Origin of the sequence: Pseudomonas sp. EggHat1 (genome assembly GCF_014892995.1) — a bacterium.
GTDB classification, from domain to species: Bacteria; Pseudomonadota; Gammaproteobacteria; order Pseudomonadales; family Pseudomonadaceae; genus Aquipseudomonas; species Aquipseudomonas chaetocerotis.
Genome location: NZ_JACKQK010000005.1, coordinates 24,185 through 49,240, shown reverse-complemented (window position 1 = coordinate 49,240; position 25,056 = coordinate 24,185). Strand labels below are relative to the sequence as shown.

Genomic DNA, 25,056 nt, shown 5'->3' with positions numbered 1-25,056 from the left:
GGGGCATTGCGACCAACGTGTCGGTCTGTCTTGGCATAAAGCAGCATTGCCTGACAGTGGTGCAAGGGGCAGGCTTGACGGCAAGCTGTCCCGAGATTCGTCGATGTCCGATCAAGCCTCCGTTACCCGGCGCCTGGCCAATGGCGCGCTGCTGTGCGCGCAGCAACAGTCCTGGGCACAGCGGGTGGGATTGTGTCTGCGGGTGGCCGCGGGCAGTCATGACGAGCCAGCGGTCTATCCTGGCCTGGCGCATTTTCTCGAACATTTGCTGTTTCTCGGTAGCCGCGATTACCCGAGCGACCAGGGTTTGATGGCCTTCGTTCAGCACCATGGCGGGCTGGTCAATGCCTCGACCCAGGCGCGGCATACCGATTTCGTCTGTGAGCTGCCGGGTGAGTTGCTGCAGCCGGCGCTGACGCGTCTGCTGGATATGCTCTGCCAGCCGCTGCTGGAGATCGACGCGCAACTGCGCGAGCGTGAGGTGCTGCACGCCGAATACCAGGCGCGAACTCAGGATGCCGACAGTCGCATCGATCATGCCCTGGGCCAGGCGCTCGCCGCCGGGCATCGTTGCGGCGACTTTCTGGCCGGGGATCGCAGCACACTGGATGTGGAGTCGCCGCTGTTTCAGCAGGCGCTGCGTGATCATCACCAGTGTCACTACCAGGCTCGGCAGATGTGCCTGACCCTGGTCGGGCCGCAACCGGCAGAGCAGTTGCTAGATGTCGCCGAGGCGCTGCTCGGGGCCTTGCCGCCGGGCGAGGGCGCCGCCTGTTCCGTGCCGCCGGCCGACCTGCTGCCGCTGCGGGCGCCGTGCATGCACCTGCAACACATTCGTTCCGGGGTGTACCTGGGCGTTGCCGTTCAGCTCGATACTCGCGACCTGGACGCGTCATTGCAGCTGTTGCTGGATACCCTGCATGATCCTGGACCTGGCGGCCTGCTGAGCGGTTTGCGAGCACTGCAGTTGTGTCGGCAGCTGCAGGCGCGGGTGCTGTATCTGCACGAGGGGCAATGCCTGCTGCGTCTGGACTTTCCAGGCGCCACAGCGGAGCAGGGCGCAGCGTTGCGCGCGGCTGTACAGAGTTGGGCTGCGCAGTTGCATGGCCATGCAGACTGGCCGTTGCAGCTCCAGCACCACCAGCAGGCCGCCGCGCTCAGGTTGCTCGGGCTTAGCCCGTTGGCGCTGGCCAGGGAGCTGCAATCGCCTGCTCAGGACGACAGTCACACCTTGCGCGACCTGAATGCCTTGCTGGCTTGCCTGGCTCGCGGTGACGGACTGATCGAATTGCAGTGCAGTGAGCAGGCGCAGCCCCAGTGGCCGGCAATCGGATTGGCGTTGCCATTGCAGGCCCTGCCGATGCAGGCAGCGGCATCGGTACCGAAGCGCGAATGGCGGCTGCCTGGCAATGATCCGTTGCTGGCCGGTGCTGCCGTGAAATCGGCCGTTCTGCCGTTGGCCGCGATGCGACATCATCCAGGGCAGGCCGAAGGTGGGCCGGCTGCGCTTTACTGGCGTGGCCCCTGTTCAGGCACCGGTGGGGCGGCTGTCATGGAGGCTGGTTTGCTGGCGCGCAGCGCTGATCTGCGCTGGCGTGGTGAGCGGCTTGGCATCGGCAGCCAGTTGAATGTGCAAGCAACTGGCTGGACCCTTTCATTGCGCGGGCCCGCACCACTGTTGCCGGCCTTCAGTGCACGGCTGGTGGCGCTGCTGTTGGCGCGTGTCGATGAGCCGGCTGCGCCCACTTCCCAGGGCATGCTGCTACGGGCGCTGCTGCAGCGTTTGCCGCTGCTCTGCGAGCTGCCTGCGGTATCGCGGCTGGAAGGGCTGAGCATCGGGCTTGGGGCGAGTGAACAGGCGCAACTGACCGAGCTGTGCGTGGCTGTCGAGGCGCTTGCGGATCTGCCGCTCACGCCACGCATCGAGACCGGGATCGACTGGCATCAGATCGCGCAGCCAGGCACGGATGCCGCGTTGCTGTTGTTCTGCCCGCTGCCTGCCGGCGATGCCTGTACCGAGGCCGCCTGGCGCTTGCTCGGGCAGGTACTGCAGGGGCGTTTCTACCAGCGCCTGCGTGGCGAGTTGCAATTGGGCTATGCCTTGTTCGCCGGTTTCCGCCAGGTGGAAGGCTGTCGGGGGTTGCTGTTTGCCCTGCAGTCGCCGGTGTGCGAGGCAGCTGGCATCTTCGACCATATCCGCTCTTTTCTGGGCGAGCAGCGTCAACTGCTCGCAGCGCTGGACGACGCAGCTGTGTCGCGATACCGCGATGCTCTGCAGCCCGCACTGAGCCCAGCCAAGGCCAACCTGCCGCGTGCCGAGCAGCTGTGGCAGCTGCATCTGGCCGGCTTGCCCGAGGTGCACCTGCAACGGGTGCAGCAGGCGCTGACAGGCCTGACCAAAAACGATCTGCTGCAGGCGCATGAGCAACTGCTAAGCGCCAGCGACTGGCGTGTATTGGCCAGCGGAGCGCCGTCACCAGCCTAGGCTGCGTTCTCCTCAGCGCTCTTTGCGCGACTCTCTGGAATGTCCAACGCCCTTTTTCTGCAGGAGCCCCGACCCGGGCGAGGCTCTGTGTTGCGGCGTTCTTTCGATTCGCCGCTGCGGTCTCGCTCTTGTGGTCTTCCTACGTCCTTGGGCTGGCCCGGTACTACGACCTTTCTCCCACTACCGGTAGCAGGTCGGTCGCGAGCCGGCGGGAGCGGTCCGGTAGCGCTCGGCCAAAGCAGCAGCGAACCACTGCCAAGGCAGCGTATGGCGCGCCGGACCTGCTTTCGATAATCGCCTCCGACACGACTGCCCTGGCGGTCGCCACTCAAGCGGAGAGCGTTATGCACAACAACAAGATCGCCATCACTCGACTTCTGCCCCTGGCCACTGCCGTCGCGCTGGCAACTGCGCAGCAGGCTGCCGCCGAGATCGTCCTGTACGACAAGGACGACACCACGTTTTCCACCGACGGCTATATCAACGCCTTCTATGTCAACAGCGACGTGGATCGTGACGGCGAGCAGTTCGACCGTCGCCAGTCGCGGGTGAAGATGGGCTTTCTGCCCAACTGGATCGGCTTCAACTTCGGCAAGCAGATCGACGATCTGAAACTGACCGGCCGCTCGTCCTTCTGGGTCACCATCAACGACAGCGAAACCAACGGCACCGATACCGCCATCGACGTTCGCCAGTTTTACGGCACCGTTTCCAGCCCGGAGTGGGGCGAGGTACTGGTGGGCAAGGACTTTGGCTTGTTCTCACGCTCCAACATCTTCCTCGACGAGCTGCTGGCCGGTTACGGCAACGTCTCCGACACCCTCGGTCTGGTGGACGGCACCGGCGTGTCCTTCGGCAACATCGGCACCGGCTATCCGTACCCGTTCCCGACCTCGCAGATCACCTACCGCAACAACAACCTGGCCGAAGGTCTGCGCGTCGCGGTCGGCATCATGGACCCCGTCGACACCAACGACGACAGCGCCACTGGCAAGGCCTATCAGGAAAACCCGCGTTTCGAATCAGAAGTCAGTTACCAGTTCGACGTGGGTGACTCGACCATCTACACCTGGGTCAACGGCGCCTACCAGACTTCCGAGAACACCGATGACACCGTCGACAGCGTAACCTCAAAGGGCCTGGGTTATGGCGTGCAGGCCAAGTTCGGCGGCCTGTCGCTGACCGGTTCGGGCTTCCAGGCCAAGGGCATCAACCCGTTCTTCACCAACAACCTGGGCGAGCCGACCCTGCGTGATATCGACAGCGACGGTTACCTGCTGCAGGGCTCCTACACCTGGGGCAAGAACCGTGTGGCGTTGTCCTTCGGCAAAACCGAGGACGACGGCAACGGCCTGGGCGTGGCGGCGGACTACGAGACCCGTGGCATCGCCTACTTCCGCACCATCAACGACAACCTCAAGCTGGTCGCCGAGTACAACCAGTACCAGATCGATGCCGCCGAAGGCAGCGGTCTGAACGAGGACACCGACACCTTCGCCGTCGGTGCGGTACTGAGCTGGTAAGCAACGCGGCTAGCAGATGACGGGAGGCCCGAGGGCCTCCCGTTCTTTTTAGGGATCGAAAGAGAAAAACCTGATGATCGGACTCTGGAGCGAATCGGCTCAATCCTACCTGCTGGTGCTGGCGGTCAGCACCACGCTGGTCTTCGCGCTGCCCATCTTCCTCGTGCCGCTGACCTGGGCCCGTTTGATGCGCTGGCGCATTCCGCAGGACATCGACCTGGCGGTGTATTTCGGGCGCTGCCTGGGCGCCTTCATCCTCATCGTCGAGGCCCTGATGTTGCGCGCCGCGCTGACCGGCGAAGCGCTGCACACCACCTTCGAGGTACTGGCAGCGGTGGCCCTGCTGATGGTGCTGGTGCATGTGCACGGCGCGATCAAGCGCATTCAGCCGTGGACGGAAACCCTGGAGATCGCCTTCTACGCCGGGATGTTCGTGCTGACCCTGATGTTCTGGCCGGCTCTGTAAGAGCGCTGGTGCGCACGGCGCACCCTACGGAATGGCGCCGCCTAGGCAGGGTGCGCCATGCGCACCAGCGATCCCTGCTCGTGATAACGAACCGGGCTGCATCAGGTGTAGGGCGGGTGCAACCCGCCATTACCTCTCTGGTGGGTTGCACCCGCCCTACCTATTGAATTGCAGCTCGCGCTCGAGCCAAGCACGGCATGATCAAGGTGGTGGCGTGCGTCGCGTACTGCTTCGCGAGTACGCCCTACGGATCGACTACCCAGTACTCAAGTAGCATGGGGCGGCCAGCGCCGGCTTCGTAGAATTTCCCCATGATCAGCAGGTGCATTGGGGCGTGATATGGCCTTGGAACAGTCGGACGGCGTGCTCAGCGCCGTATCCAGCACGAAGGATGTGGAATTGGCCGCTCAGGAACTGGCACGCCAGCTGATCCACCCTTATCTCGGTTTCGTGTTGTTCTTCTGCTCGGCCGAGTACGACCTCGACGGCCTCGGCCAGGCGCTGGAGGCACACTTTGGTGGTGTCAGCCTGGTCGGCTGCACCAGTGCCGGCGAGATCACCCCGCAGGGCTACGGGCGTGGTTGCGTGGTGGCGCTGGGCTTCGACCTGCGCTGCTTTTCCATCGCCAGCGTGTTGATCGACGAGATGGAGCGCTTCAATCTGCTCGACGCGCAGCAGCTGGTCGATGGCCTGGTCAAGGCCTGTCGCAGCAACGAGCTGGCCTCGATCAAGGGTCACAGTTTCGCCCTGACCCTGCTCGACGGCCTGTCCAGCCGCGAAGAACTGGTGCTCGGCGCACTCAGTGCAGCGCTGGGCAGCATCCCGCACTTCGGCGGTTCGGCCGGCGACGACAACCATCTGACCCACACTCACGTCTACCACGGCGGCCGCTTTCACAGCGGCGCGGCGGTGGTGGTGCTGTTCAACACCTGGCTGGAGTTCGAGGTGTTCAGCACCCATCACATCCAGCCCCGTGCGGAAAAACTGGTGGTGACCCGTGCCGACAGTGCCACGCGCCGGGTGTACGAACTCAATGCCGCGCCGGCCGCGCAGGAATATGCCGACCTGATCGGCGTGCCGGTCGAGGCGCTGGATCTGCGTGCGTTCGCGGCCTATCCGCTGGCGGTGCGGATCAGCGATCACTATTACGTACGCTCGATCCAGCAGGTGCATGACGACCTCAGCCTGACCTTCTACTGCGCGGTGGAGAACGGCATCGTCCTCACCGCCATGCATCCTGGGCCGCTGCTGCCCAACCTGAAGCAGCTGTTCGCCGGGCTCGAGCAGCGCCTCGGTCCGCTGCTGCTGACCATCGGCTGCGACTGCTTTCTGCGCCGCCTGGAGATCGAGAACGATGGCGGCGTCGAGTCGGTCGCCACACTGCTGCGCCAGCAGCGGGTGATCGGCTTCAACACCTATGGAGAGCAGTTCAATGGCATGCACATCAACCAGACCTTTACCGGTGTCGCCATTGGCCGACCTGTTGGGCGTGCCGAGCGCTGAGCTGCAGGCCCACTGTGCGGCGCTGGAGCAGGAGAACGCCAAGCTCAAGCACATCAATGCCGCGCTGATCGAACGGGTCGAGTCGATCCACTCGCGGGGCGACGATGCCTACGCGGCCTTCCAGCACTCGGTGGTGCTCTCCGAGCAGGTGCGTGAACGCACCGATGCGCTGAACCAGGCGATGGCCGAACTGAAATCCAGCAACCAGCTGCTCAGCGATGCGCGGCTGCGTGCCGAGACCGCGCACCAGCACCTGATCGACGCCATCGAGAGCATCTCCGACGCCTTCGTGCTGTTCGATGATCGTCAGCGCATCGTGCTGTTCAACAGCCGCTTCAAGGCACTGTGGGCGCGCAGCCGCGCGCGCATCGGTACCGGCACACGGCTGGAAGAGATTCGCCGCCTGAGCCGCAGCACCGGCCTGGTGGTGGAGGCGCAACTGGGCAAGGAGGGCGAGCCGAGCCTGTTCCGCCTGCAGGACGGGCGCTGGGTGCAAGTCAGCGAACGACCGACCCGCGAAGGCGGGCTGGTGATCCTCTATACCGACATCACCGAGGTGAAACAGAGCGAGGCGCTGCGCCGCGAGCAGGCTCTGGCGCAGAAGTCACGCCTGCTGCAGCGCGCGGTCGACAACCTGTCGCAGGGCATGGCCATGGTCAATGCCGAGGGCGCGCTGGAATTGTGGAACCACCGTTTTCTCGAACTCTGCGGCCTGGCGCCGATCAACGCCCATCGGCCGTTCGCCGAAGTCATGGCGGAAAGCGAGCTGCAGCTACTGACCCCGGACAGCCGAGATGCCGTCGGCAAACCGCTGCGCCAGGTGGAGGTGCGCCTGTTCGATGGGCGCATGCTCGAAGTGCGCACCCATCCGCTGCCTACCGGCGGCTTCGTCAACACCTTCACCGATATCACCGAGCGTCATCGCCAGGCCCAGGCGCTGAGCGATAGCGAGCGCTGGATTCGCCTGATCACCGACCACGTGCCGGCGCTGATCGCCTACCTGTCGGCCGACCTGGTCTACGAGTTCACCAACAAGGTCTACGAGGAATGGTACTGCTGGCCACGCGGCGCCATGCTCGGCCAGAGCTTGCGCGACGTGCACAGTGAGGAGCATTGCCAGCGCCTGGAGCCTTACGTCGAGCTGGCCCTGTCCGGCGAGAGCGTGACCTTCGAGTTCGCCGAAACCAACCACAACGGTCAGGAGCGCTACATGCTGCGTTCCTACGTGCCCAACCGCCAGGCCAGCGGCGAGGTGGTCGGCATCTTCGTGCTGATCCGCGACATCACCGAGCGCCGCCGCACCGCCGAGGCGCTGCACCAGGCCTACCAGCACCTGGAGCAGCGCGTGCGCGAGCGTACCGCCGAGCTGACCACGGTCAACGACCAGTTGCGCCGCGAGATCGATGAGCGCACGCAGATGGAGGCGCGCCTGCGCGAGGCCAAGGGTGAGGCCGAGCAGGCCAACCTGTCCAAGACCAAGTTCCTCGCTGCCGTCAGCCATGACCTGCTGCAGCCGCTCAATGCGGCGCGGCTGTTCACCAGTGCCTTGCTGGAGAAGCGCGACCTGTCTGGCTGCGCGCCGCTGGTGCGCAACGTCAGCAACTCACTGGAAGACGTCGAGAGCCTGCTCGGCACGCTGGTGGACATCTCCAAACTCGATGCCGGGGTGATCAAGCCGGATATCGCGCCGTTTGCCGTCAGCGAGCTGCTGGAGAACCTGGCCGCCGAGTATCACCAGATCGCCGGTAGTGAGGGTTTACGTCTGGACTACCTGCCCAGCTCGGCTCTGGTACGCAGCGATGTGCAACTGCTGGCGCGCATCCTGCGTAATTTCCTCAGCAACGCCATTCGCTACACCGCCAGCGGGCGCATCCTGCTGGGCTGCCGACGGCGCGGCAACAGCCTGTCCATCGAGGTCTGGGACACCGGCATCGGCATCGCCCAGGACAAGCGGGTGGAAATTTTTCAGGAGTTCAAACGCGGCGACAACGTGCAGCGCAAGCAGGATCGCGGCCTGGGCCTGGGTCTGGCGATCGTCGAGAAAATCGCGCGCATGCTCGGCCACCGCATCCGCGTAGCGTCGCAGCTGGGCAGAGGGTCGATGTTCGCCGTGGAAGTGCCGCTGACCCGTCGCGCCCCGCGCGCGCGTGCCGTGCAGGACAGCCCGGACCAGTTGCTCGAACGCCTCAGCGGAGCGCGGGTCTGGGTGCTGGATAACGACGCGGCGATCTGCGCGGGCATGCGCACCCTGCTCGAGGGCTGGGGCTGCCGGGTGGTCACGGCGCTGAGCGAAGAAGACCTGGCGCGCCAGGTGGACAACTACCACGCCGAGGCCGACCTGCTGATCGCCGACTACCACCTCGATGACGAGCGCAATGGCGTCGATGCCGTGGCGCAGATAAACGCCCGACGCAGCGCGCCGCTACCGGCACTGATGATCACCGCCAACTACAGCAACGAACTCAAGCAGCAGATGCGTGAGCTCGGCCACAGCCTGCTGCACAAACCGGTGCGGCCGATGAAGCTGAAGGCGGCGATGAGTCACCTGATGGAGCGCGGGGTGGGGGCTTGAAATGGTCGTTCGCCCCGGTGCGCACGGCGCACCCTACGATTCAGCGATACGCCAAAGATATCGACGGTTGCGATGGCCCCGTAGGGTGCGCCGCGCGCACCGATGCGAGCCCGTAGCCCGGTGATCCTGCGTTATCAATCATCTGCGATCAGGCGTTTGCCCAGGCTGACGGATGCATCGACCTTATAGCCAAGCCGCTCGTAGAAGGCCAAAGCTGCCGCGTTGGTGTCGCGCACCTGCAGGCTGAGCTTGGGGCAGCCCAGGGCCAGCAACTGTTCTTCGATATACACCATCAACTGACGGGCCAAGCCCTGCTGGCGTTGCTGCGGGCACACCGCCAGGTAGTTGACCCAGCCGCGATGCCCTTCGTAGCCGGCCATGGCCGAGGCCACCAGCCTGCCGTCGATCTCACCCACCAGAAACAGCTCGGGTTGCACCTGCAGCTTGCGCTGGATGTCCTTGTGCGGGTCGTTCCAGGGACGGACCAGGTCGCAGCGTTGCCAGAGGTCGACGATGGCGGCTTCGTCGGTGAGCCGGAAGGGGCGGATGTGCATGGTGAACTCCATCAGAACCAGTGCAAAGCCTGCTGCCAGGAACGCAGGCATTCAGGCAAAGCCGCCGTTTTAGCACGGGTTGATGACGGGCGTCAGGACAACCTCGTCCGTCACTCCCGCGAAGGCGGGAGCTCAGGCGCTTCTCGGTTTCTGGCTTCCTACCTGCGCAGGAATCACAGCCAACCTATCGGGTGCTAACGCCGCAGGTAGGAGGCGAAGTCGATATCGCCGGCCGAGAGTATCGCCTGCACCCGGTTATGCACGCCGAGCTTGCGCAGAATGGCCGAGACGTGAGCTTTGACCGTGGTTTCGGCGATATCCAGGCTGTAGGCGATCTGCTTGTTCGACTCGCCCTTGGTCATGCGTTCGAGCACCAGCAGTTGCTTGCGCGTGAGCGCCTGCAGCAGTTCCGGGGCGATGCTGTGGTTGTCGTGGTGCTGGCGTGAGCTGCCGCTCTTCTGCGAGCGGATGATGTCCGGCGGCAGGTAGACGTTGCCGTCGAGAATCTGCGCGATGGCGTCGGTCATCTGCGCGCGTGGCGAGGACTTGGTGATGAAGCCCACTGCGCCATAGGTGATGGCCTGCAGCACGATCTGCTTGTCCTGCTCGGCCGAGACGATCACCACCGGAATGGTCGGTGCCTCGTTGCGCAGGTTCATCAACCCGCCGAGGCCGTGCATGCCAGGCATGTTCAGGTCGAGCAGGATCAGGTCCAGGTCGTCGTGGTTCTGGGTCAGCTCCAGGGCGCTGTCCAGGTCGGCGGTTTCCATGATCTCGCTGCCGGGAAAACCGTCGGCGATGACGTTGTGGATGGCTTCACGAAACAGCGGATGATCGTCGGCAATCAGAATCTTGTACATGGCCTTGCACCTCGTTGTTGTGATTATGGGGTGGCGGTGGGCGTGAGGAAAGCGGCAGGCAATTCGGCAGGTTGGGCGGGCACCAGAGGCAGGCCGGCCTGTTCCCAGGCATCGACGCCATCACGGTACCAGTAGAGCTGGCGATAGCCCATGGCATGGGCGCGGCGCGCGGCGTTCCAGCTCAACCAGCAATCGGAGCGGCAGTAGAATACGAAGGGTTGGCGCATATCGCCACGGCTCTGCTGGTGCAGGTAGTAGGTGAAGTAGCGATGCCATTGCGGAGCCAGGTTGCCGTCGCCGGCATTCGCCAGCCACAGACTGCCGGGCAGGTTGGCGTGGGGCGCGTCCTCGATGAAGCGTCCTTGCACCCAGGGGCGACGGTAGACATCGATCAGGCGGGTATCCGGGCGCTCGGCGAGCAACTGCTGCAGGGCGGGAGTATCGACAATCTGCACGCCTTCCAGGCTGGCTGGCGTGGGGCTGCGGTACTGGCTGCTGCGATAGCCATCGGCATCGAACAGCTCTTCGGCACGCACGATGCAGACCAGCAGCAGGGAGGCGAACATCAGGCCCGCTTGCACGGGCAGACGGTACTTCATGGCAAGGTCTCTACTTATTGTTGTGCCGGTATTACAGGCCATGGTCGCAGGCTTGGGAATTCTACGTTGGAGAGGAAAAGCAGTACCAAAGTAGTAGAAGGGGCTGCTGGGACATGATTGCTCCCACGCTCTGCGTGGGAGCAGATGGCATGGCGCTCTGCGCCGGTTCTGACTGACAGGTTCGACGCCGGACGCGGAGCGTCCTGGGATGCGTTCCCACGTGGAGCGCGGGAACGATCATGATCAGCTCACCTTGCGCAGCGCCGCATGCTGCGGGTTGAAGCTGGCTACGGCGAGCAGCGTCAGCAGCGCGCTGAGGCCCGCGCAGATCAGCAGTGCATCGAGGTGCAGGCGCAGGTAAAGCGCGTTGCGCACTAGCTCCACGGCGTGGGTGAAGGGGTTGACCGCGCACAGCCAGTACAGCCACTCGCTGGACTCGCGCATCTTCCACAGCGGGTACAGCGCAGACGACAGGAAGAACAGCGGGAAGATGACGAAATTCATCACCCCGGCAAAGTTCTCCAGTTGGCGAATGCCGTTGGACAGCAGCAAGCCCAGCGCGCTGAGCAGCAGCGCCACCAGCAGCAGCGCCGGCAGCGCGGCGAGCAGGCCCCAGACCGGTGGTTGCACGCCGTAGACCCAGGCGATGGCGAGGAAGGCATAGACCTGTAGCAGCGAGATCAGCGCCGTGGCCAGTAGCTTGGCCGCCAGCAGAAAGGCCCGTGGCAGGGGGCTGGTGAGCAGCACGCGCATGCTGCCCATCTCGCGGTCGTAGACCATCGACAGCGAGCCCTGCATGCCGTTGAACAGCAGGATCATGCAGGCCAGGCCCGGCACGATGTAGGTGTCGTAAGTGATGTAGGTGTCGTAAGGCTCGATGATGGCGATGCCCAGCGCGGCACGAAAGCCTGCGGCGAACACCAGCAGCCACAATAGCGGGCGTACCAGTGCGCTGAGAAAGCGCGAGCGTTGCAGGACGAAGCGCAGCCATTCGCGCAGGACGATGCCGCGCAGGCATTCCCAGTAAGCGGTCATGGGTGCTGCTCCTTTGCGCAATCTGTGGGGGTGGCCGGGCGGCGTTCCGCTTTAGCCGCGAGTTCTTCGATATTGTGGATCTCGCAGCTGAAGCCCCTCCCACAACTGGGCCGCAGCGCCTCGCGCACATGGCCACGGCCCAGCGCCTCGTCGCCGGTCAGGCGGGCGAAGCTGATGCCCAGGTCATCGCCGAACTGGCTGGCCTTGCCCCAGGCCACACGTTCGCCACGGTGCAGGATCAGCAGGTCGTCGCTGGACTCGATCTCGTCCAGCAGATGGGTCGTCCACAGCACGCACAGGCCCTGCTCGCGGCACAGGTTGCGTACGTGCCGGCCCAGCGCCAGGCGGCTGGCCGGGTCGAGCCCGGCGCTGGCCTCGTCGAGCAGCAGCAGGCGCGGCTGGTGGAGCAGGGCGCGGGCGATCTCCACGCGACGCCGGTGGCCGCCATTGAGCGTGCGCACCTTGTCGTGGCGACGTTCGGCGAGATCCTGGCGCAGCAGCTCCTCGTCGATGCGCACCTGCGCCTCGCGGCGCGGCATGCCGTGCAGCGCGGCGTGATAGGCGAGGTTCTGCTGCACCGACAGGTCGAGATCCAGCGTGCTCTGCTGGAACACCACGCCAAGCTGGCGCAGCGCCTGGCGCGGTTCGTCGCGCAGGCTGTGGCCGAAGATGCGGATATCGCCCTGCTGCAGGTCATACAGACGGGTGAGCAGGGCGATCAGCGTGGACTTGCCGGCGCCGTTGGGCCCGAGCAGGGCGCCGAAGCGCCCCGGCGCCAGCTCGAAGGCCAGGTCGCTGAGCGCCTGGCGCGCGCCATAGGCGAAACCGACGCCGCTCACCTCCAGGGCGTTCATGGCGTTACCACCACGCCCCAGGGGTAGCGACCGACCTTGATCGACTTGGTCACCTTGAGACTGTCGACGTCGATCACCGACACATCACCGCTGACGCCGTTGGTGGTCAGCAGGCGCTTCTGATCCGGGGTGAACGCCATGTGCCAGACGCGCCGGCCCACCAGCAGGTAGTCGAGAATCTCGAAGGTCCTGGCATCCACCACCGCCACATGGTTGGCCGGGCCGAGGGCGACGAAGGCGTATTTGCCATCGTCCGAAAGCTTGACTCCCACCGGCTGTACCTTGTCCGGGTGCACACCCTTGATGGCGAAGTTGAGCACCTTGAGCACCTGGCGCGAGTCCACATCCAGCACCGTCACCGTGCCGCCAATCTCGGCCGAGGCCCACAGGCGTTTGCCGTCCTTCTCGAACTCGACGTGGCGCGGGCGCTGGTCGACCAGGGTGTTGTCCACCAGTTGCTGGGTGCGGGTGTCGATCCAGTGCAGCATGTTGGTGGTTTCGCTGGTGTTGACCGCCCACTTGCCGTCCGGGCTCACCGCCATGCCTTCGGGCTCCACGCCCACTTCGATCTGCGCCAGCACCTCGTCGCTCTGCGCGTCGACCACCGTGACAAGGGCATCGTCCTCGTTGGAGATGTACAGCCAGCGGTCGTTGGGATGCAGGGCGAACTGCTCGGGGTCGGCGCCGGAGGGCAGCTCCTTGATGATGGTGCGCGTGGCCAGGTCCATCACCTGCACGCGGTCCGAGTCGCTGGCGCAGATGTATAAAAGCCTGTTGTCGGAAGACAGCAGCAGCCCGCGCGGGCGCATGCCGACGTCGAGAGTGGCGGTGACTTCGAGGCTGTCCAGGTCGATGACGCTGATGCTGTCATCCTTTTCGTTGGACACGTAGGCAGTGGCGGCGAAGGCCGAGTGGCAGGCCAGGCCGAAGGCGACGGCGCAGGCGAGACGGGTCAGACGCATGGGGTTGATCCTCTTGTTGTAGTTGTTGGTAGCCGTTGCTTTTGTGGGAGGGGCTTTCGGCTCGGGCATCCTGCTTCGCTCTACCTCCTGCATCCCTGCAGTCGCAGCCGCGACAGTCGCCGCTGAAGCGCCTCCCACAGATGCTATCCATGAGGCGTCCCCGCCAGATCGCAGCTCACTTCAGGCCGGTCGTAGCCGAGGCTGTCCATTTCGTTGTGCGGGTGCAGAAAACCGTCCTGCGGCGAGGTGCTGACCAGGGCGCGTGGATGCACCAGCGCAATGGGCTGGCGCAGCTCACCGTTCCACGGGCGGAAGCTCAGCTTGCGACCCTTGAAGCCGTCCAGCGGCAGTTGTTCGCTCAGCAGCAGGTGGCGAATGCCCTGCGGCTCGGCAGCGCGCAGCTTGGTCACGCCGGTGGCGATGCTGCGCACGGCCATCCAGGCGGCGAAGTCACGGTCGTTCATCCAGCGCCCGGCCAGTGCCTCGAAGCGTTTCTGCAATTGCGCGGCACCAAAGGTTTCCACCGTCTTGTGCCAGGCGGTCGGGGTCAGTCCCTGGGTGCCGGCTACCGGGCGCGGATACCAGGTGTTGTAGGGCAGGTACTCGCCGAAGTCACCACGTTCGTCGGCCACCAGCACCACGTCGTACTCGCTGGCCTGGGTAAACAGCGGCATTTCCGCCTGGGCGCTGCGTCGTTGGTCGTTGTCGAAGCTCCACGGCTTTTCGGCGACGATCTTGTGGCCAAAGCGTTTGGCGGCGCGCTTGAGTGCGTCGGCATAGGCGATGTCGTCCGCGGTCGTGCCGGTCACCAGCAGCCAGCGCGTCCATTTGCGCACGGCGAGAAATTGCGCCAGAGCGTCGGCCAGCATCGCGCGGCTGGGCAGGGTGTGCAGCACGTTGCCCAGGCATTGCTCGCGGCGCAGGCCGTCGTCGGCGCTGCCGGCATTGAACAGCAGGCTGTCCGGCAGGCGTTCGCTGAGCTGGCGCAGGGTGGCGGCGGGGGCGTTGACCACGAACAGGCGGATGCCGGCCTGGTGCAGGCGTTCGGCAGCGGCGAGCACGTCACTCGTCTCCGCGCTTTCGGCGCTTTGCAACTCGAACTGCTGCTTGAGAAAACGCCCGGTGCTGTTGCTGTCGATGATCGCCAGCTCGGCGCCTCGGCGGCCGGCGTCGACGGGTTCAGGAATGACGTTGGAGAGCAAAGGGCCGCGTGGCGGCAGATGCGCCAGGTAGCCGATACGTACCTGCAAGTCGTTCGCGCTGGCGCCGGCCGCCACGCCAAAAGCGGCGGCGAGGCAGAACAACAGGCGGCAACTGATGCGGTGCATGGGGCGACTCCTGCAGAGGGTGTCGCCAGCATAGGAAGCGCCATCGGCTCGGGAAATATGCCCAAGGTAGCGCCGGGCACGTACGAAGGTAGTAGTTCGCACGGTCGCAAGGGCTGGGGTGGAGCGGCGGCGGGCCGGGAAATATGCCCAAAGTACCAGTGCGTCAGTACCAAGGTAGTACCCCGGCGCAGGCCGTTACTTCCTAGCATGGCAGGCAATGTCCAATAACAAGAACAGGTGAACGCCATGCGTATTTTCAAGGCCCTGCTATTGCCGCTGCTGTTGATCATCAGCCTGCTCGGTGTCGACCAGTTGCACGCTGCCGGTGACATGACCCGACGCCCGCTGACGTTGCCCGATCTGGTGCTGGGCAGCGACGACAGCGACTACTCCATGTCGCAGACTGAATACCAGCTGGAAACCGGCCAGGCCTACCAGCTCAAGATCATCTCCAACGGGCAAAAGGAATACGCCTTCCAGGCGCCGGAGTTCGCCACTTCCATCTACCTGCGCAAGGTCGAGGCCGGCGGCGTGGAGGTGAAGGCCGTCACCCTTACCGAACTGGAGTTCGAGGACGCCGGCGAGGCGGAGATCTTTTTCCTGCCGGTCAAACCGGGCAAATACCGCTTCTACGCCAAGGGTCTGGAAGGCAAGGGCATGCTCGGCCACTTCGTGGTCAAGTAGCGGGGGCAAGTAGATGACTGCCCTGGGCCGCATCAACCTCGGCGTCAGCCTGCTGTTCGTGCTGGTGACCCTGGCCGGGTTGGCGCTGCTGCTGCGCCAGGCCAGTCATGATGTGCAGCGCGAGTTGCAGGCCGCCGAAGCGGTGGTGCAATACCTCGGTGAGGTGGCGCGCAGCAACCCCGGCAGCCTGCGCCCTGAGCTGACCAGGAACCTGCGGCATATCCGTGTGAGCTGGCTGCGCCCGGGCGATCAACCCGAGGCGCAGAGTGAGAGCGCCGTCGAACGCTCGATCGCCGAGCGCTTGCTGGGCTCCTCGTCGCTGGTGACTCACGTCTGGCCGCTGGCCGATGACCGCGAGCTGCACATCGCCCTCGATCCTTATGACGAGATCGAGGAAATCCAGGACTCGCTGTTGCAACTGCTGCTGCTCAGTGCCTTCGCCCTGATCCTCAGCCTGCTGACCATCCGCTTTGCCGTATGCCGTGCCCGGCGTGTGCTGGACGAGTTGCTCGCCGGCTTGCGTGAAGTCGGTGCCGGCCACTTTGACGCCCGCCTGCGCGATCACGGCCTGGCCGAGGCCAAGCATCTGGCGGCGCACTTCAACGACATGGCCGTCACCCTGCAGCAGGTACAGGCGGACAACGCCGAACTGACTCAGGCGCTGCTGGAGCTGCAAGAGCGTGAGCGCACACGCCTCGGTCAGACCCTGCATGACGACCTGGGCCAATACCTCAGCGGCATTCGTGCCCAGGCCTGCCTGCTCAAGGTGATCGCCGATCAACCACAACAGGTACAGGACACCGCGCGCCTGCTGGACGACAACTGCGAGCGCTTGCAGCAGGGCTTTCGCAGCCTGATTCGCGATCTCTACCCGGTGGTGCTGGAACGTCTTGAATTGGGCCCGGCGCTGCAGCAACTGGCCGCCGATTGGCAGCAGGCGCAAGGCATTCGCTGCCAGCTGCAACTGGGCGAGCGATTGCCGAGTCTGCCGCTGGCGAGCAAGGCCCATCTCTATCGACTGGTGCAGGAGGCGCTGACCAACGTCGCCCGCCATGCCGATGCCAGTGAGGTACGCATTCGCCTGCAACGCCGGGGTCATGGGCTGCGCTTGCTGGTGCGAGATAACGGCCAGGGCACCGCACTGCCGCTGCGCCCCGGCATCGGCCTGCGCTCGATGCGTGAACGCAGCCGCAGCCTCGGTGGCGAGCTGCGCCTGCACAGTCGCCCGCAAGTCGGTTGGGCGCTGTGCCTGAACATTCCTCTGGAGGCGATGCGATGAAGGTTTTGTTGGTGGACGATCACGCCGTGGTGCGCCAGGGCTATGCCAGCTTGCTGCGCGCGCTGTTGCCGGATGTGCAGTTGCGTGAGGCCTGCGACGGCGAACAGGCCCTGCAGCGAGTGCAGGAAGAGATACCCAATCTGGTGGTCATGGACATCGGCCTGCCCGGCATCAGCGGCCTGGAAACCACCCGCCGCCTGCGCCAGCGCCTGCCGCAGCTGCGTATCCTGTTCTTCAGCATGCACGACGAACTGCCGCTTGTGCGTCAGGCACTGGACGTCGGCGCCATCGGCTACCTGACCAAGAACTCGTCACCGGAAGTGCTGGTGGAAGCGGTCAAACGCACCGCCGCCGGCCACGCCTATATCGAACAGCAACTGGCCACCCAGCTGGCCTGCAACCCCACCAGCAGCGACGGCCTCGACCCACGGCTGCGCGAACTGACCCAACGCGAATTCGAAATCTTCGTCATGCTCGCCCGCGGCCTGCCACCGAGGCAGATCGCCGAGAAACTGTGCATCAGCGCCAAGACTCTGTCCAACTACCAGACCCTGGTGAAGAACAAACTGCAGATCGCTTCGCAGGCGGAGCTGGTGCACCTGGCCATCGACAGTGGGGTGGTGCGGGTGGGGTTGGAGAGTGCTTGATCGGTGACGGCAGGCTGCAATGGCCTGCTCGCAGAGCCAATGAACATGATCGAAGCGAGTGACCAATTTGATCGTTCCCACGCTCTGCGTGGTAATGCAGCTCGGACGCTCCGCGTCTGCTGGTAGATCGCAGCGCAGCTGAGTCCGCTGGCGACGCAGAGCGTCGCGGGCTAGCTCCCACGCGGAGCATGGGAGCCATATGTCGCTTCCCTTGATCGTTCCCACGCTCTGCGTGGTAATGCAGCCTCGACGCTCCGCGTCCGCTTGTAGGTCGCAGCGCAGCTGAGTCCGCTGGCGACTCAGAGCGTCGCGGGCTAGCTCCCACGCGGAGCGTGGGAGCCATATGTCGCTTCCCTTGGCCTTGATCGTTCCCACGCTCTGCGTGGTAATGCAGCCCTCGACGCTCCGCGTCCGCTTGTAGGCCGTAGCGCAGCTGAGTCCGCTGGCGACGCAGAGCGTCGCGGGCTAGCTCCCACGCGGAGCATGGGAGCCATATGTCGCTTCTATTGATCGTTCCCACGCTCTGCGTGGTAATGCAGCCCTCGACGCTCCGCGTCCGCTTGTAGGTCGCAGCGCAGCTGAGTCCGCTGGCGACGCAGAGCGTCGCGGGCTAGCTCCCACGCGGAGCGTGGGAGCCATATGTCGCTTCCCTTGGCCTCACTCGCTGCCTTCCCGCACCACCTGGCAAACCGTATTCGCTGGGCAAGCGTGTTGCAGTGCGGTGGTCACGGCGGTTGTAGGGCGGGTGCAACCCGCCAGAGCGCGCTCTATTGGTGGGCTGAAGCGGATCGCCGTCCGGCCCACCCTACGTGGTTTGCGGGGAATCAGTCCCAACCCTTGGGGCATTGCACGCAGCCGGGCATGTTGGCGTCCTGAAAGTTGCCGAAGCGGGTGCGGGCGCCGCTGAGGTTGGCGTTTTCCAGGTTGGAGCCGCCGAGCTTCACTTCCTGCAGGTTGGCGTCTTCCAGGTGTGCACCTTTTAGATCGGCCTTGCTCAGCCAGGTCATTTCCAGATTGGCCGCCTGCAGTTGGACGTTGTGCAGCTTGGCGCCGGAAAGGCGGGCGAACTCCAGGTTGGCGGCGCGCATGTCGGCGCCTTCGAATTGCGCAGCCTGGGCGAACAGGGCCCAGCCGCTGATGGCCACCAGGCTGGCGCCCGAGAGGTCGGCCAGGCGCAGGTTGCTCTGTTGCAGGCTGGCACGGGTGAGGTTGGCACCGCGCAGCTTGGCTTTCTCCAGATTGGCCAGGTCGAGGTTGACATGGCGCAGGTCGGCGCCTGAGAGATCCGCACCGGACAAGTCCATGCGGCGCATGTCGAGGTTGCGCAGGTCGGCACCGCGCAGGTTGGCGTTGGGACATTTGCTGTCGGGTTCGATGCGGCAGCCGTTGATCTGCAGGACGCCGTCGCTCTCGGTTTCGGCGCCGATGGCGTGGCTACCGATTACCAGCAGCAGGACCGGGATAAGCAGGGGCAGGTAGTTCATGGCGAGTCCTCGGGGGTGAGTGCCTGATTCGCTTCGTGGCTGAAGCGGAGCTCCTACGGGAACGGGTAGGGTGCGCCATGCGCACCGCGGGTGAATGCGATAATCAGGTGGCTGTGAAAAGCGGATGTGCATGGCGCACCCAGGTGCGCCATGCGTTCAGCCACTAGCGTTTGGCGGTGGTCTTGTCCCAGCTCGGCAGCTTGAACACCCAGAAGGAACCGCCCTGGGCGACCGGCTTGGTCAGGTCGGCCATGTCGCCGCCCCACAGCGGCACGGCGCCGCCGTAACCGGCGGTCACGCCGATGTACTGCTCACCGTCCTGTTCCCAGGTGACGGGCGGGGAGATGATCCCGGTGCCGACCTGGAACTTCCACAGCTCCTTGCCGTTCTTGGCGTCGAAGGCCTTGAAGTAACCGTCGCCGGTGCCGGTGAACACCAGGTTGCCCTTGGTGGCGAGTACGCCGGCCCACAGCGGCAGGCGCTCCTTGTGTTCCCAGGCGACCTTGCCGGTGGTCGGGTTCATCGCGCGCAGGATGCCGACGTGGTCGTCGAACAGGCGCTTGATGCGAAAGCCCATGCCCAGGTAGGCGGAACCCTTCTTGTAGTGCGCCTCTTCGGCCCAGTAGTCCTCCTTCCAGTGGTTGGCCGGTACGTAGAACAGGCCGGTGTCCTGGCTGTAGGCCATGGGGTTCCAGTTCTTGCCGCCGAGGAAAGGTGGGGAGACCTCGACCACTTCACCCTTGCTTTCGCCTGGCTTCGGCTTCTGCGGGCGCTGGCCTTCGTTCTCGACCGGACGACCGGTTTCCAGGTCGATGTGGCTGGCCCAGGTGATCTTGTCGACGAAGGGGAAGGCGTTTTTCAATTTGCCGTTGGCGCGATCGACCACATAGAAGAAGCCGTTGCGGTCGGCGTGGGCGGTGGCCTTGGTGACCTTGCCGTCCTTGTCCTTGTAGTCGAACAGCACCAGCTCGTTGTTGCCGGAGAAGTCCCAGGCATCGTTCGGGGTGTGCTGGTAGAACCACTTCACTTCACCCGTGGTGGGGTCGACGCCAACCTGGCCGGAGGTGTACAGGCTGTCGTAGTCCTTGGGATTACCGCCGTCGCTGGTGCGCGCCCAGCCGTTCCAGGGTGCCGGGTTGCCAGCGCCGATGATGATGGTGTTGGTTTCGGCATCGAAACTGGCGCTCTGCCACGGCGCACCGCCGCCCTGGCTCCAGGCTTCCTTCTTGCCGGTCGGGTGGTTGGGATCATCCGGCCAGCTCGGCGCCTTGACGTCGCCGGTCGGGGTGCTGTCCTTGCCGTTCAGGCGGCCCATGTGGCCTTCGACGAACGGACGCATCCAGACTTCCTCGCCGGTATCCGGGTCGCGGGCGAACAGGCGGCCGACCACGCCGAATTCGTCACCGGAGCTGCCGTGGATCAGCAGCACCTTGCCGCTCTTGCCGTCCTTCACGATGGTCGGCGCGCCGGTCATGGTGTAGCCGGCAGAGTGATCACCGAACTTCTTGTTCCAGACCACCTTGCCGGTGTCCTTGTTCAGCGCCACGACGCGGGCGTCGAGGGTGCCGAAGTAGATCTTGTCGCCATAGATGGCGGCGCCACGATTGACCACGTCGCAGCACGGGCGGATGTCGTCGGGCAGGCGATGGCTGTAAGTCCACAGGCGCTTGCCGGTCTTGGCATCCAGGGCGAAGACCCGCGAGTAGGAGCCGGTCACGTAGACCACGCCGTCGTGGATGATGGCCTGGGATTCCTGGCCGCGCTGTTTCTCGTCACCGAAGGAGTAGCTCCAGGCCGGCGTCAGCTTGAACACGTTTTCGGCGTTCACCTGAGCCAGCGGGCTCCAGCGCTGGGCATTGGTGCCCAAGCCGTACTGCAGCACGTTGCTGGTGGTGGTGTGGTCGTTGGCGATGTCGTCCCAGGTGACCGGCTTGGCGAACGCGGCCTGGCTCAGCGCCAGGCCGCCGGCCAGCATCAGGGCAAGTGCCAGGGGGCGTGGGGTACTGGGTAGGTTTCTTGTTGTCATCGTTGTGCTTCCCATTGGAGGTGGTAGGTCGCTGCAGTGGCACCGTGAGAACGCGGTGCTGGAGAGGTTCTGCAGTGGCAAGCCGATGGTGGTACCCGGCCACCTTCGCGCCTACGGAAAAACTCCCGCCCTTGCCGGGAGGATTTCCCGGTCGGCCCATGACTTGGCCTTGCTGCCAAGGCATCGCCAACACCCCCTCACAAGCCCTACTACCAAGGGACTAGAGCGCGACCACCAAAGCAGCATTCGGTGCGTTGCGCGGCCTTTCTAAGATGGTTGCCACGAGCTCTGAACGGGCTGTCTTACGTGCATTCGATGAGGTCCTGGCCATGAACAACAAGAAGATCAAAACCACCCTGGCGTTGCTGCTGCTCGCTGCGTCGACCACCCTCTGGGCACACGGCGACGTGGTGCCGCAGGCGGTGAACACCGATGGGCTGGAACCCTTGGGTGAAGAGTGGCTGGACGAGAACCCCTACCGCGACAACCCGCGCGCCATCGAGATCGGTTCCTCGGCGTACAACCAGAACTGCGCCGCCTGCCACGGCCTGGAGGCCAAATCCGGTGGTATCGCCCCGGACCTGCGCCTGTTGGAGCTGGGGGCCAGCGGTGACGAATGGTTCAAGGAGCGCGTGATCAATGGCGCGGTGCGCGATGGCCGCGTGTACATGCCGAAGATGGCTGACTTCCTCAGTCAGGAAGCGCTGTGGGCGGTGCGCAGCTATCTGGAGAGTGTGCACGTCGAGGAGTAAGCGCTTGATGATAAATCTGCTGCGCTCGGCATCTTGCGTTTCGGCGGTGCTCGCAATGCTCATGTATTTCAATACATTCCGCTTGCTGTGCGCAGGCCCTGCGCGACCTGCCATCGCTCGCGACGATTTCTTCATAAGCGCTCGCGCAATGCGCCGGCTGATCGCTTTTTGGGCTCTGCTGCTGTGCCTGGGCACTGCTCAGGCACAGGTGCGCGATTTTGACCGCATCACCGAGTCGGGCACCCTGCGCGTGGCGCTGTACCAGAGCTTCCCGCCTTACAGCTACGAGCAGGATGGCCAGCCGCGCGGCGTCGACTACGAGCTGGCCAAGGCACTGGCCGAAGGGCTCGGCCTGAAGCTGGAGCTCATGTGGGCGCCGCCGGGTGAAAAGCTCGACGACGACCTGCGTGACTACATCTGGCGTGGCCGGGTGACTGCGCAGGGTCAGTTGGCCGATCTGATGCTGCGCGTGCCGTACGACCGTGACTACGCGCAGATGCGCAATGAACTGGGTGAGTTGGTCAACGAGCGCGTGGTGATGTTCGGTCCCTACCAGCGCGAGCGCTGGCAGTTGGCCTTCGATCGTCGGCGTCTACCCGAAGTGCCGAGCATCGTTGCGTTGCGCCAGCATCCGGTGGGCGTCGAAGTCGAGAGTGTGCCCTCGTTCTACCTGAGTTCGGTGCAGGGCGGCATGCTCAGCCAGGAAACCCGGCATTACCCGACGCCGAGCCTGGCCTTTGCTGCCATGCGCGGCGGTGAGGTGGATGCGGTGATGGCGCTGCGTGGTGAGGTCGACTGGTTGGTGCACGAGGCCAATGACCCGCAACTGGCGCTGGCGGAAAACGCCTACCCGGACATGGGCCGGCAGATCTGGGAAATCGGCATGGCGGTACACGAAACCAATCGCCAACTGGCCTATGCCCTGGAAGAACAGCTGGAAAACCTGATCCTCGACGGCTCGCTGGAGCGCCTGTACGCGCGCTACGGGCTGCGTTACGAGAAGCCAGAACAATACCAATAAGAGTCGAGCCGGAGGTGGGCGATGGATTGGCGTAGCCTGATGTTGCTGGCCCTGTTCGCCTGGGCCTGGGAGGCGCGGGCGGCCGCGCCAGATCCGGTCACCTCGGTGATGTGGGATTACTACCACCAGCGTCTACTGAACGGTGAGGCCTTCGTCTTCGACGACAAGGTTCGCCTCGAGGTGCCGCCATTCGCCGAGGATGCGCGCCAGGTGCCGATCCAGATCGACGCCAGCGCTTACCGTGGCAGGGTCAAGCGCATTCTGGCCTGGGCCGAGCTCAATCCTATCCCGCGTATTCTCGATTTCGCCCCTGGCGAGCACCTGGAGCCGAGTCTGGCCATTCGTATTCGGGTCGAGCAGGCCACGCCGATTCGCGCGGCGGTGCTCACCGACGATGGCGTCTGGCATATCGGCTCGGCCCGCGTCGAGGCAGCAGGCGGTGGGTGCACAGCGCCCAGCGTGGTGCGTGCCGAGGCCGGCTGGGAGGAACGTCTGGGCCAGGTACTGGGCAAACGCTTCGTGCGCGGTGAGGACAGCCGCCTGCGCCTGCAGGTCTCGCACCCGATGGATAACGGCCTGGTTGGCGGCATCCCCGAGTTCTACATCGAACAGGCCGAACTGCGTGATCCGAACGGCCAGGTGCTGGGACGCCTCGAACTGTTCCCGGCGGTCAGCGAGAACCCGACGCTTACCTTCGACCTGCGCGGCGATCAGCAGGCCGAACTGTGGCTGCGCGACAACAACGGCAACGAATTTCAGGCCGCGTTCTGAACGCTGCAGCCTGTAGGGTGCGCCGTGCGCACCAACCCCACCCAGGAGGCCTCCATGCGCTGGATGCTATTGATGATGTGCCTGTTTGCCAGCCTGGCCCAGGCACTCGACTACCACCTGCAACCCCGACAAATCGCCGATGGCGTCTGGCTGCTGGAAGGCAGTACCGATAATTTCGCTGTGGAAAACGGCGGCAATATCGTCAATATCGGCTTCATCGAAACTGCGGACGGGGTGGTGGTGATCGATACCGGCCCGTCGCGTCGTTTCGGTGAAGCGTTGCGCCAGAGCATCGAGAAAACCACTGGCAAGCCCGTGGTACGTGTGTTGCTGACCCATCACCACCCGGATCATGTGCTGGGCAACCAGGCTTTCGCTGACGCGCCCATCGCGGCGCTACCCGAGACCACCCGGTTGCTGGCCGAGCAGGGCGATGCGATGGCGGAGAACATGTACCGCCTGGTCGGCGACTGGATGCGTGGCACCGAGGTGGTGCTGCCCACCGAAGAGATACAGGAAGGCGTACTTGCGATCGGCGACAGGCGCCTGCAACTGCTGGCGCTGCGCGGGCATACTGGCGCCGACCTGGCGATTCTCGACGAGCGCACGGGCGTGTTGTTCGCCGGCGATGTCCTGTTCTATCAGCGCGCACTGACCACGCCGAACAGTCCGGGACTGGATGTATGGCTGGCCGATCTGGATCGGCTCGAAGCGTTGCCCTGGAAGCAGATCGTGCCCGGCCACGGGCCAGTGACCACGGATGCGGCGCCGTTCGTGCAGATGCGTGATTACCTGGACTGGCTCGATGGTTTGCTGCGTGAGGGTGCGGAGCAGGGCGCGGAGATGAACGAGCTGATCCGCGCCCCCATCCCCGAGCGCTTCGCCCAGGTCAGTCTGAGTCGTTACGAGCTGATCCGCAGCGTCAGCCACCTCTACCCACGCTACGAGCGCAACGCCATGGAACGGGTGGATACCAACCCGTAGGAGCCCGCTTGCGGGCGATGGTGTTGGCCGGTGGGCTTTATCGCCGGCAAGCCGGCTCCTACAGGAGCACCAGCTTCGTAGCCCGGATGAAATCCGGGAGAAATATGCTCGTTACCCCCGGATTTCATCCGGGCTACAGGCTGCTCTTGTGGGAGGGGCTTTAGCCGCGACTTGCGTATAAGGGCGTCGCCGCTGAAGCGCCTCCCACAATACGTCTGGGCCTATAGCTCTTCGTCATCACGAATCAGCACGTAATGACGGCCGTGCTCGGTCTCTTCGTGGTCGTAGACGTAATACATCACCACGTCGCCCAGGCTGGACTGCACGGCCACGTAGTCACCGCTGTCGGGCATGAAGAATTCCCGGGTGGCGGGCTTGGCCACGCATTCGATGTGGGCCGTGACGAAGTGCGTGGGGTCTTCTTCGCCGTAGTAGTCCTCGCGCTGGTGCGCATCCCAGTCCTGCGGCGGCTCGAAGGCGCCGGTGATGAGGACTTTGGCGTCGCCCAGATCCTGCTCTTCGGCATCCGGGTCCTGCTCGTCGGGGCGATAGACCGTGCAGTCCAGTGCATCGGGATGGTTGAGGATTTCCTGGCGAGGGTGGGGCACGGGCGTCTCCGGTCAGAATGTGCGGGCGGCCAAGTGTCAGGCAAAGCCGTGGCCGCCGC

22 protein-coding genes are annotated in these 25,056 nt (G+C 64.6%); 12 read left to right on the top strand and 10 right to left on the bottom strand.

Translation table 11 applies throughout. From position 1 onward, the window contains the following. The first annotated feature begins 103 nt into the window (after nt 1-103). From pqqF to nahK, 5 genes are all read left to right on the top strand, one after another. Nucleotides 104-2,485, top strand: coding sequence for a pyrroloquinoline quinone biosynthesis protein PqqF (pqqF, locus tag INS93_RS10250; protein ID WP_192981533.1), 2,382 nt, complete (start codon nt 104-106; stop codon nt 2,483-2,485). 344 nt (nt 2,486-2,829) lie between these two features. Then, nucleotides 2,830-4,008 carry a porin gene (locus tag INS93_RS10245; RefSeq protein WP_192981530.1) on the top strand — a complete coding sequence of 393 codons (1,179 nt, stop codon included), beginning with the start codon at nt 2,830-2,832 and terminating at the stop codon, nt 4,006-4,008. Between the two features lie 73 nt (nt 4,009-4,081). Beyond that, nucleotides 4,082-4,474, top strand: coding sequence for a hypothetical protein (locus INS93_RS10240; RefSeq protein WP_192981527.1), 393 nt, complete (start codon nt 4,082-4,084; stop codon nt 4,472-4,474). A gap of 339 nt (nt 4,475-4,813) precedes the next feature. Beyond that, a complete protein-coding gene (nosP, locus tag INS93_RS10235; protein WP_192981524.1) occupies nt 4,814-5,977 on the top strand; it encodes a nitric oxide-sensing protein NosP in 1,164 nt (387 codons plus the stop codon). Beyond that, nucleotides 5,907-8,549, top strand: coding sequence for a hybrid sensor histidine kinase/response regulator NahK/ErcS' (gene nahK / locus INS93_RS10230; protein WP_192981521.1), 2,643 nt, complete (start codon nt 5,907-5,909; stop codon nt 8,547-8,549). The genes nosP and nahK overlap by 71 nt, the downstream gene beginning before the upstream one ends. A gap of 134 nt (nt 8,550-8,683) precedes the next feature. On the opposite strand, the gene INS93_RS10225 is transcribed toward nahK, so the two are convergent. The 7 genes from INS93_RS10225 to INS93_RS10195 form a co-directional block, all read right to left on the bottom strand. Beyond that, complete coding sequence (locus tag INS93_RS10225; RefSeq protein ID WP_192981518.1) at nt 8,684-9,103, bottom strand: GNAT family acetyltransferase; 420 nt, start codon at nt 9,101-9,103, stop codon at nt 8,684-8,686. A 194-nt stretch (nt 9,104-9,297) separates the two neighbouring features. Then, on the bottom strand, nt 9,298-9,963 hold the full coding sequence (locus tag INS93_RS10220) for a response regulator transcription factor (RefSeq protein ID WP_192981515.1): 666 nt from the start codon (nt 9,961-9,963) through the stop codon (nt 9,298-9,300). A gap of 23 nt (nt 9,964-9,986) precedes the next feature. Next, nucleotides 9,987-10,562 carry a PQQ-dependent catabolism-associated CXXCW motif protein gene (locus INS93_RS10215; protein WP_192981512.1) on the bottom strand — a complete coding sequence of 192 codons (576 nt, stop codon included), beginning with the start codon at nt 10,560-10,562 and terminating at the stop codon, nt 9,987-9,989. 243 nt (nt 10,563-10,805) lie between these two features. After that, on the bottom strand, nt 10,806-11,597 hold the full coding sequence (locus INS93_RS10210; RefSeq protein ID WP_192981510.1) for an ABC transporter permease: 792 nt from the start codon (nt 11,595-11,597) through the stop codon (nt 10,806-10,808). After that, nucleotides 11,594-12,451, bottom strand: coding sequence for an ABC transporter ATP-binding protein (locus INS93_RS10205; protein WP_192981507.1), 858 nt, complete (start codon nt 12,449-12,451; stop codon nt 11,594-11,596). Before INS93_RS10205 ends, INS93_RS10210 begins: the two co-directional genes overlap by 4 nt. Next, nucleotides 12,448-13,413 carry a YVTN family beta-propeller repeat protein gene (locus INS93_RS10200; protein ID WP_160017748.1) on the bottom strand — a complete coding sequence of 322 codons (966 nt, stop codon included), beginning with the start codon at nt 13,411-13,413 and terminating at the stop codon, nt 12,448-12,450. The genes INS93_RS10205 and INS93_RS10200 overlap by 4 nt, the downstream gene beginning before the upstream one ends. 143 nt (nt 13,414-13,556) lie before the next feature. Continuing rightward, nucleotides 13,557-14,741, bottom strand: a complete 1,185-nt coding sequence (locus tag INS93_RS10195) for an ABC transporter substrate-binding protein (protein ID WP_192981505.1) — start codon at nt 14,739-14,741, stop codon at nt 13,557-13,559. Nucleotides 14,742-14,987: 246 nt separating this feature from the next. Here INS93_RS10195 and INS93_RS10190 point away from each other — a divergent pair, with 246 nt between their 5' ends. The 3 genes from INS93_RS10190 to INS93_RS10180 are packed head-to-tail and all read left to right on the top strand — an operon-like array spanning nt 14,988 to nt 17,351. Next, a complete protein-coding gene (locus INS93_RS10190; protein WP_160018899.1) occupies nt 14,988-15,425 on the top strand; it encodes a copper-binding protein in 438 nt (145 codons plus the stop codon). A gap of 13 nt (nt 15,426-15,438) precedes the next feature. After that, nucleotides 15,439-16,704, top strand: coding sequence for a histidine kinase (locus INS93_RS10185; protein WP_192981503.1), 1,266 nt, complete (start codon nt 15,439-15,441; stop codon nt 16,702-16,704). Next, nucleotides 16,701-17,351: a response regulator transcription factor gene (locus INS93_RS10180; RefSeq protein WP_192981502.1), complete on the top strand. Its 651-nt coding sequence runs from the start codon at nt 16,701-16,703 to the stop codon at nt 17,349-17,351. Before INS93_RS10185 ends, INS93_RS10180 begins: the two co-directional genes overlap by 4 nt. 824 nt (nt 17,352-18,175) lie before the next feature. Here the strand turns inward: INS93_RS10180 and INS93_RS10175 are convergent. Both INS93_RS10175 and exaA read right to left on the bottom strand, forming a co-directional pair. Next, nucleotides 18,176-18,835, bottom strand: a complete 660-nt coding sequence (locus INS93_RS10175; protein WP_192981500.1) for a pentapeptide repeat-containing protein — start codon at nt 18,833-18,835, stop codon at nt 18,176-18,178. Nucleotides 18,836-18,998: 163 nt separating this feature from the next. Further along, nucleotides 18,999-20,861 carry a quinoprotein ethanol dehydrogenase gene (gene exaA / locus INS93_RS10170; RefSeq protein WP_192981498.1) on the bottom strand — a complete coding sequence of 621 codons (1,863 nt, stop codon included), beginning with the start codon at nt 20,859-20,861 and terminating at the stop codon, nt 18,999-19,001. A gap of 329 nt (nt 20,862-21,190) precedes the next feature. On the opposite strand from exaA, the gene pedF reads away from it, so the two are divergent. The 4 genes from pedF (at nt 21,191) to INS93_RS10150 (ending at nt 24,389) form a co-directional block, all read left to right on the top strand. Beyond that, nucleotides 21,191-21,613, top strand: a complete 423-nt coding sequence (gene pedF, locus INS93_RS10165) for a cytochrome c-550 PedF (protein ID WP_160017754.1) — start codon at nt 21,191-21,193, stop codon at nt 21,611-21,613. Between the two features lie 148 nt (nt 21,614-21,761). Next, nucleotides 21,762-22,634 (top strand): substrate-binding periplasmic protein, encoded by an 873-nt coding sequence (locus INS93_RS10160; RefSeq protein WP_192981496.1) that lies wholly within the window; start codon nt 21,762-21,764, stop codon nt 22,632-22,634. A gap of 21 nt (nt 22,635-22,655) precedes the next feature. After that, nucleotides 22,656-23,405 (top strand): quinoprotein dehydrogenase-associated SoxYZ-like carrier, encoded by a 750-nt coding sequence (locus tag INS93_RS10155; protein WP_192981494.1) that lies wholly within the window; start codon nt 22,656-22,658, stop codon nt 23,403-23,405. Between the two features lie 54 nt (nt 23,406-23,459). Then, complete coding sequence (locus tag INS93_RS10150) at nt 23,460-24,389, top strand: quinoprotein relay system zinc metallohydrolase 1 (protein WP_192981491.1); 930 nt, start codon at nt 23,460-23,462, stop codon at nt 24,387-24,389. Nucleotides 24,390-24,610: 221 nt separating this feature from the next. Here INS93_RS10150 and INS93_RS10145 read toward each other — a convergent pair whose 3' ends face one another. After that, a complete protein-coding gene (locus tag INS93_RS10145) occupies nt 24,611-24,997 on the bottom strand; it encodes a hypothetical protein (RefSeq protein WP_160017758.1) in 387 nt (128 codons plus the stop codon). Nucleotides 24,998-25,056: the final 59 nt, after the last annotated feature.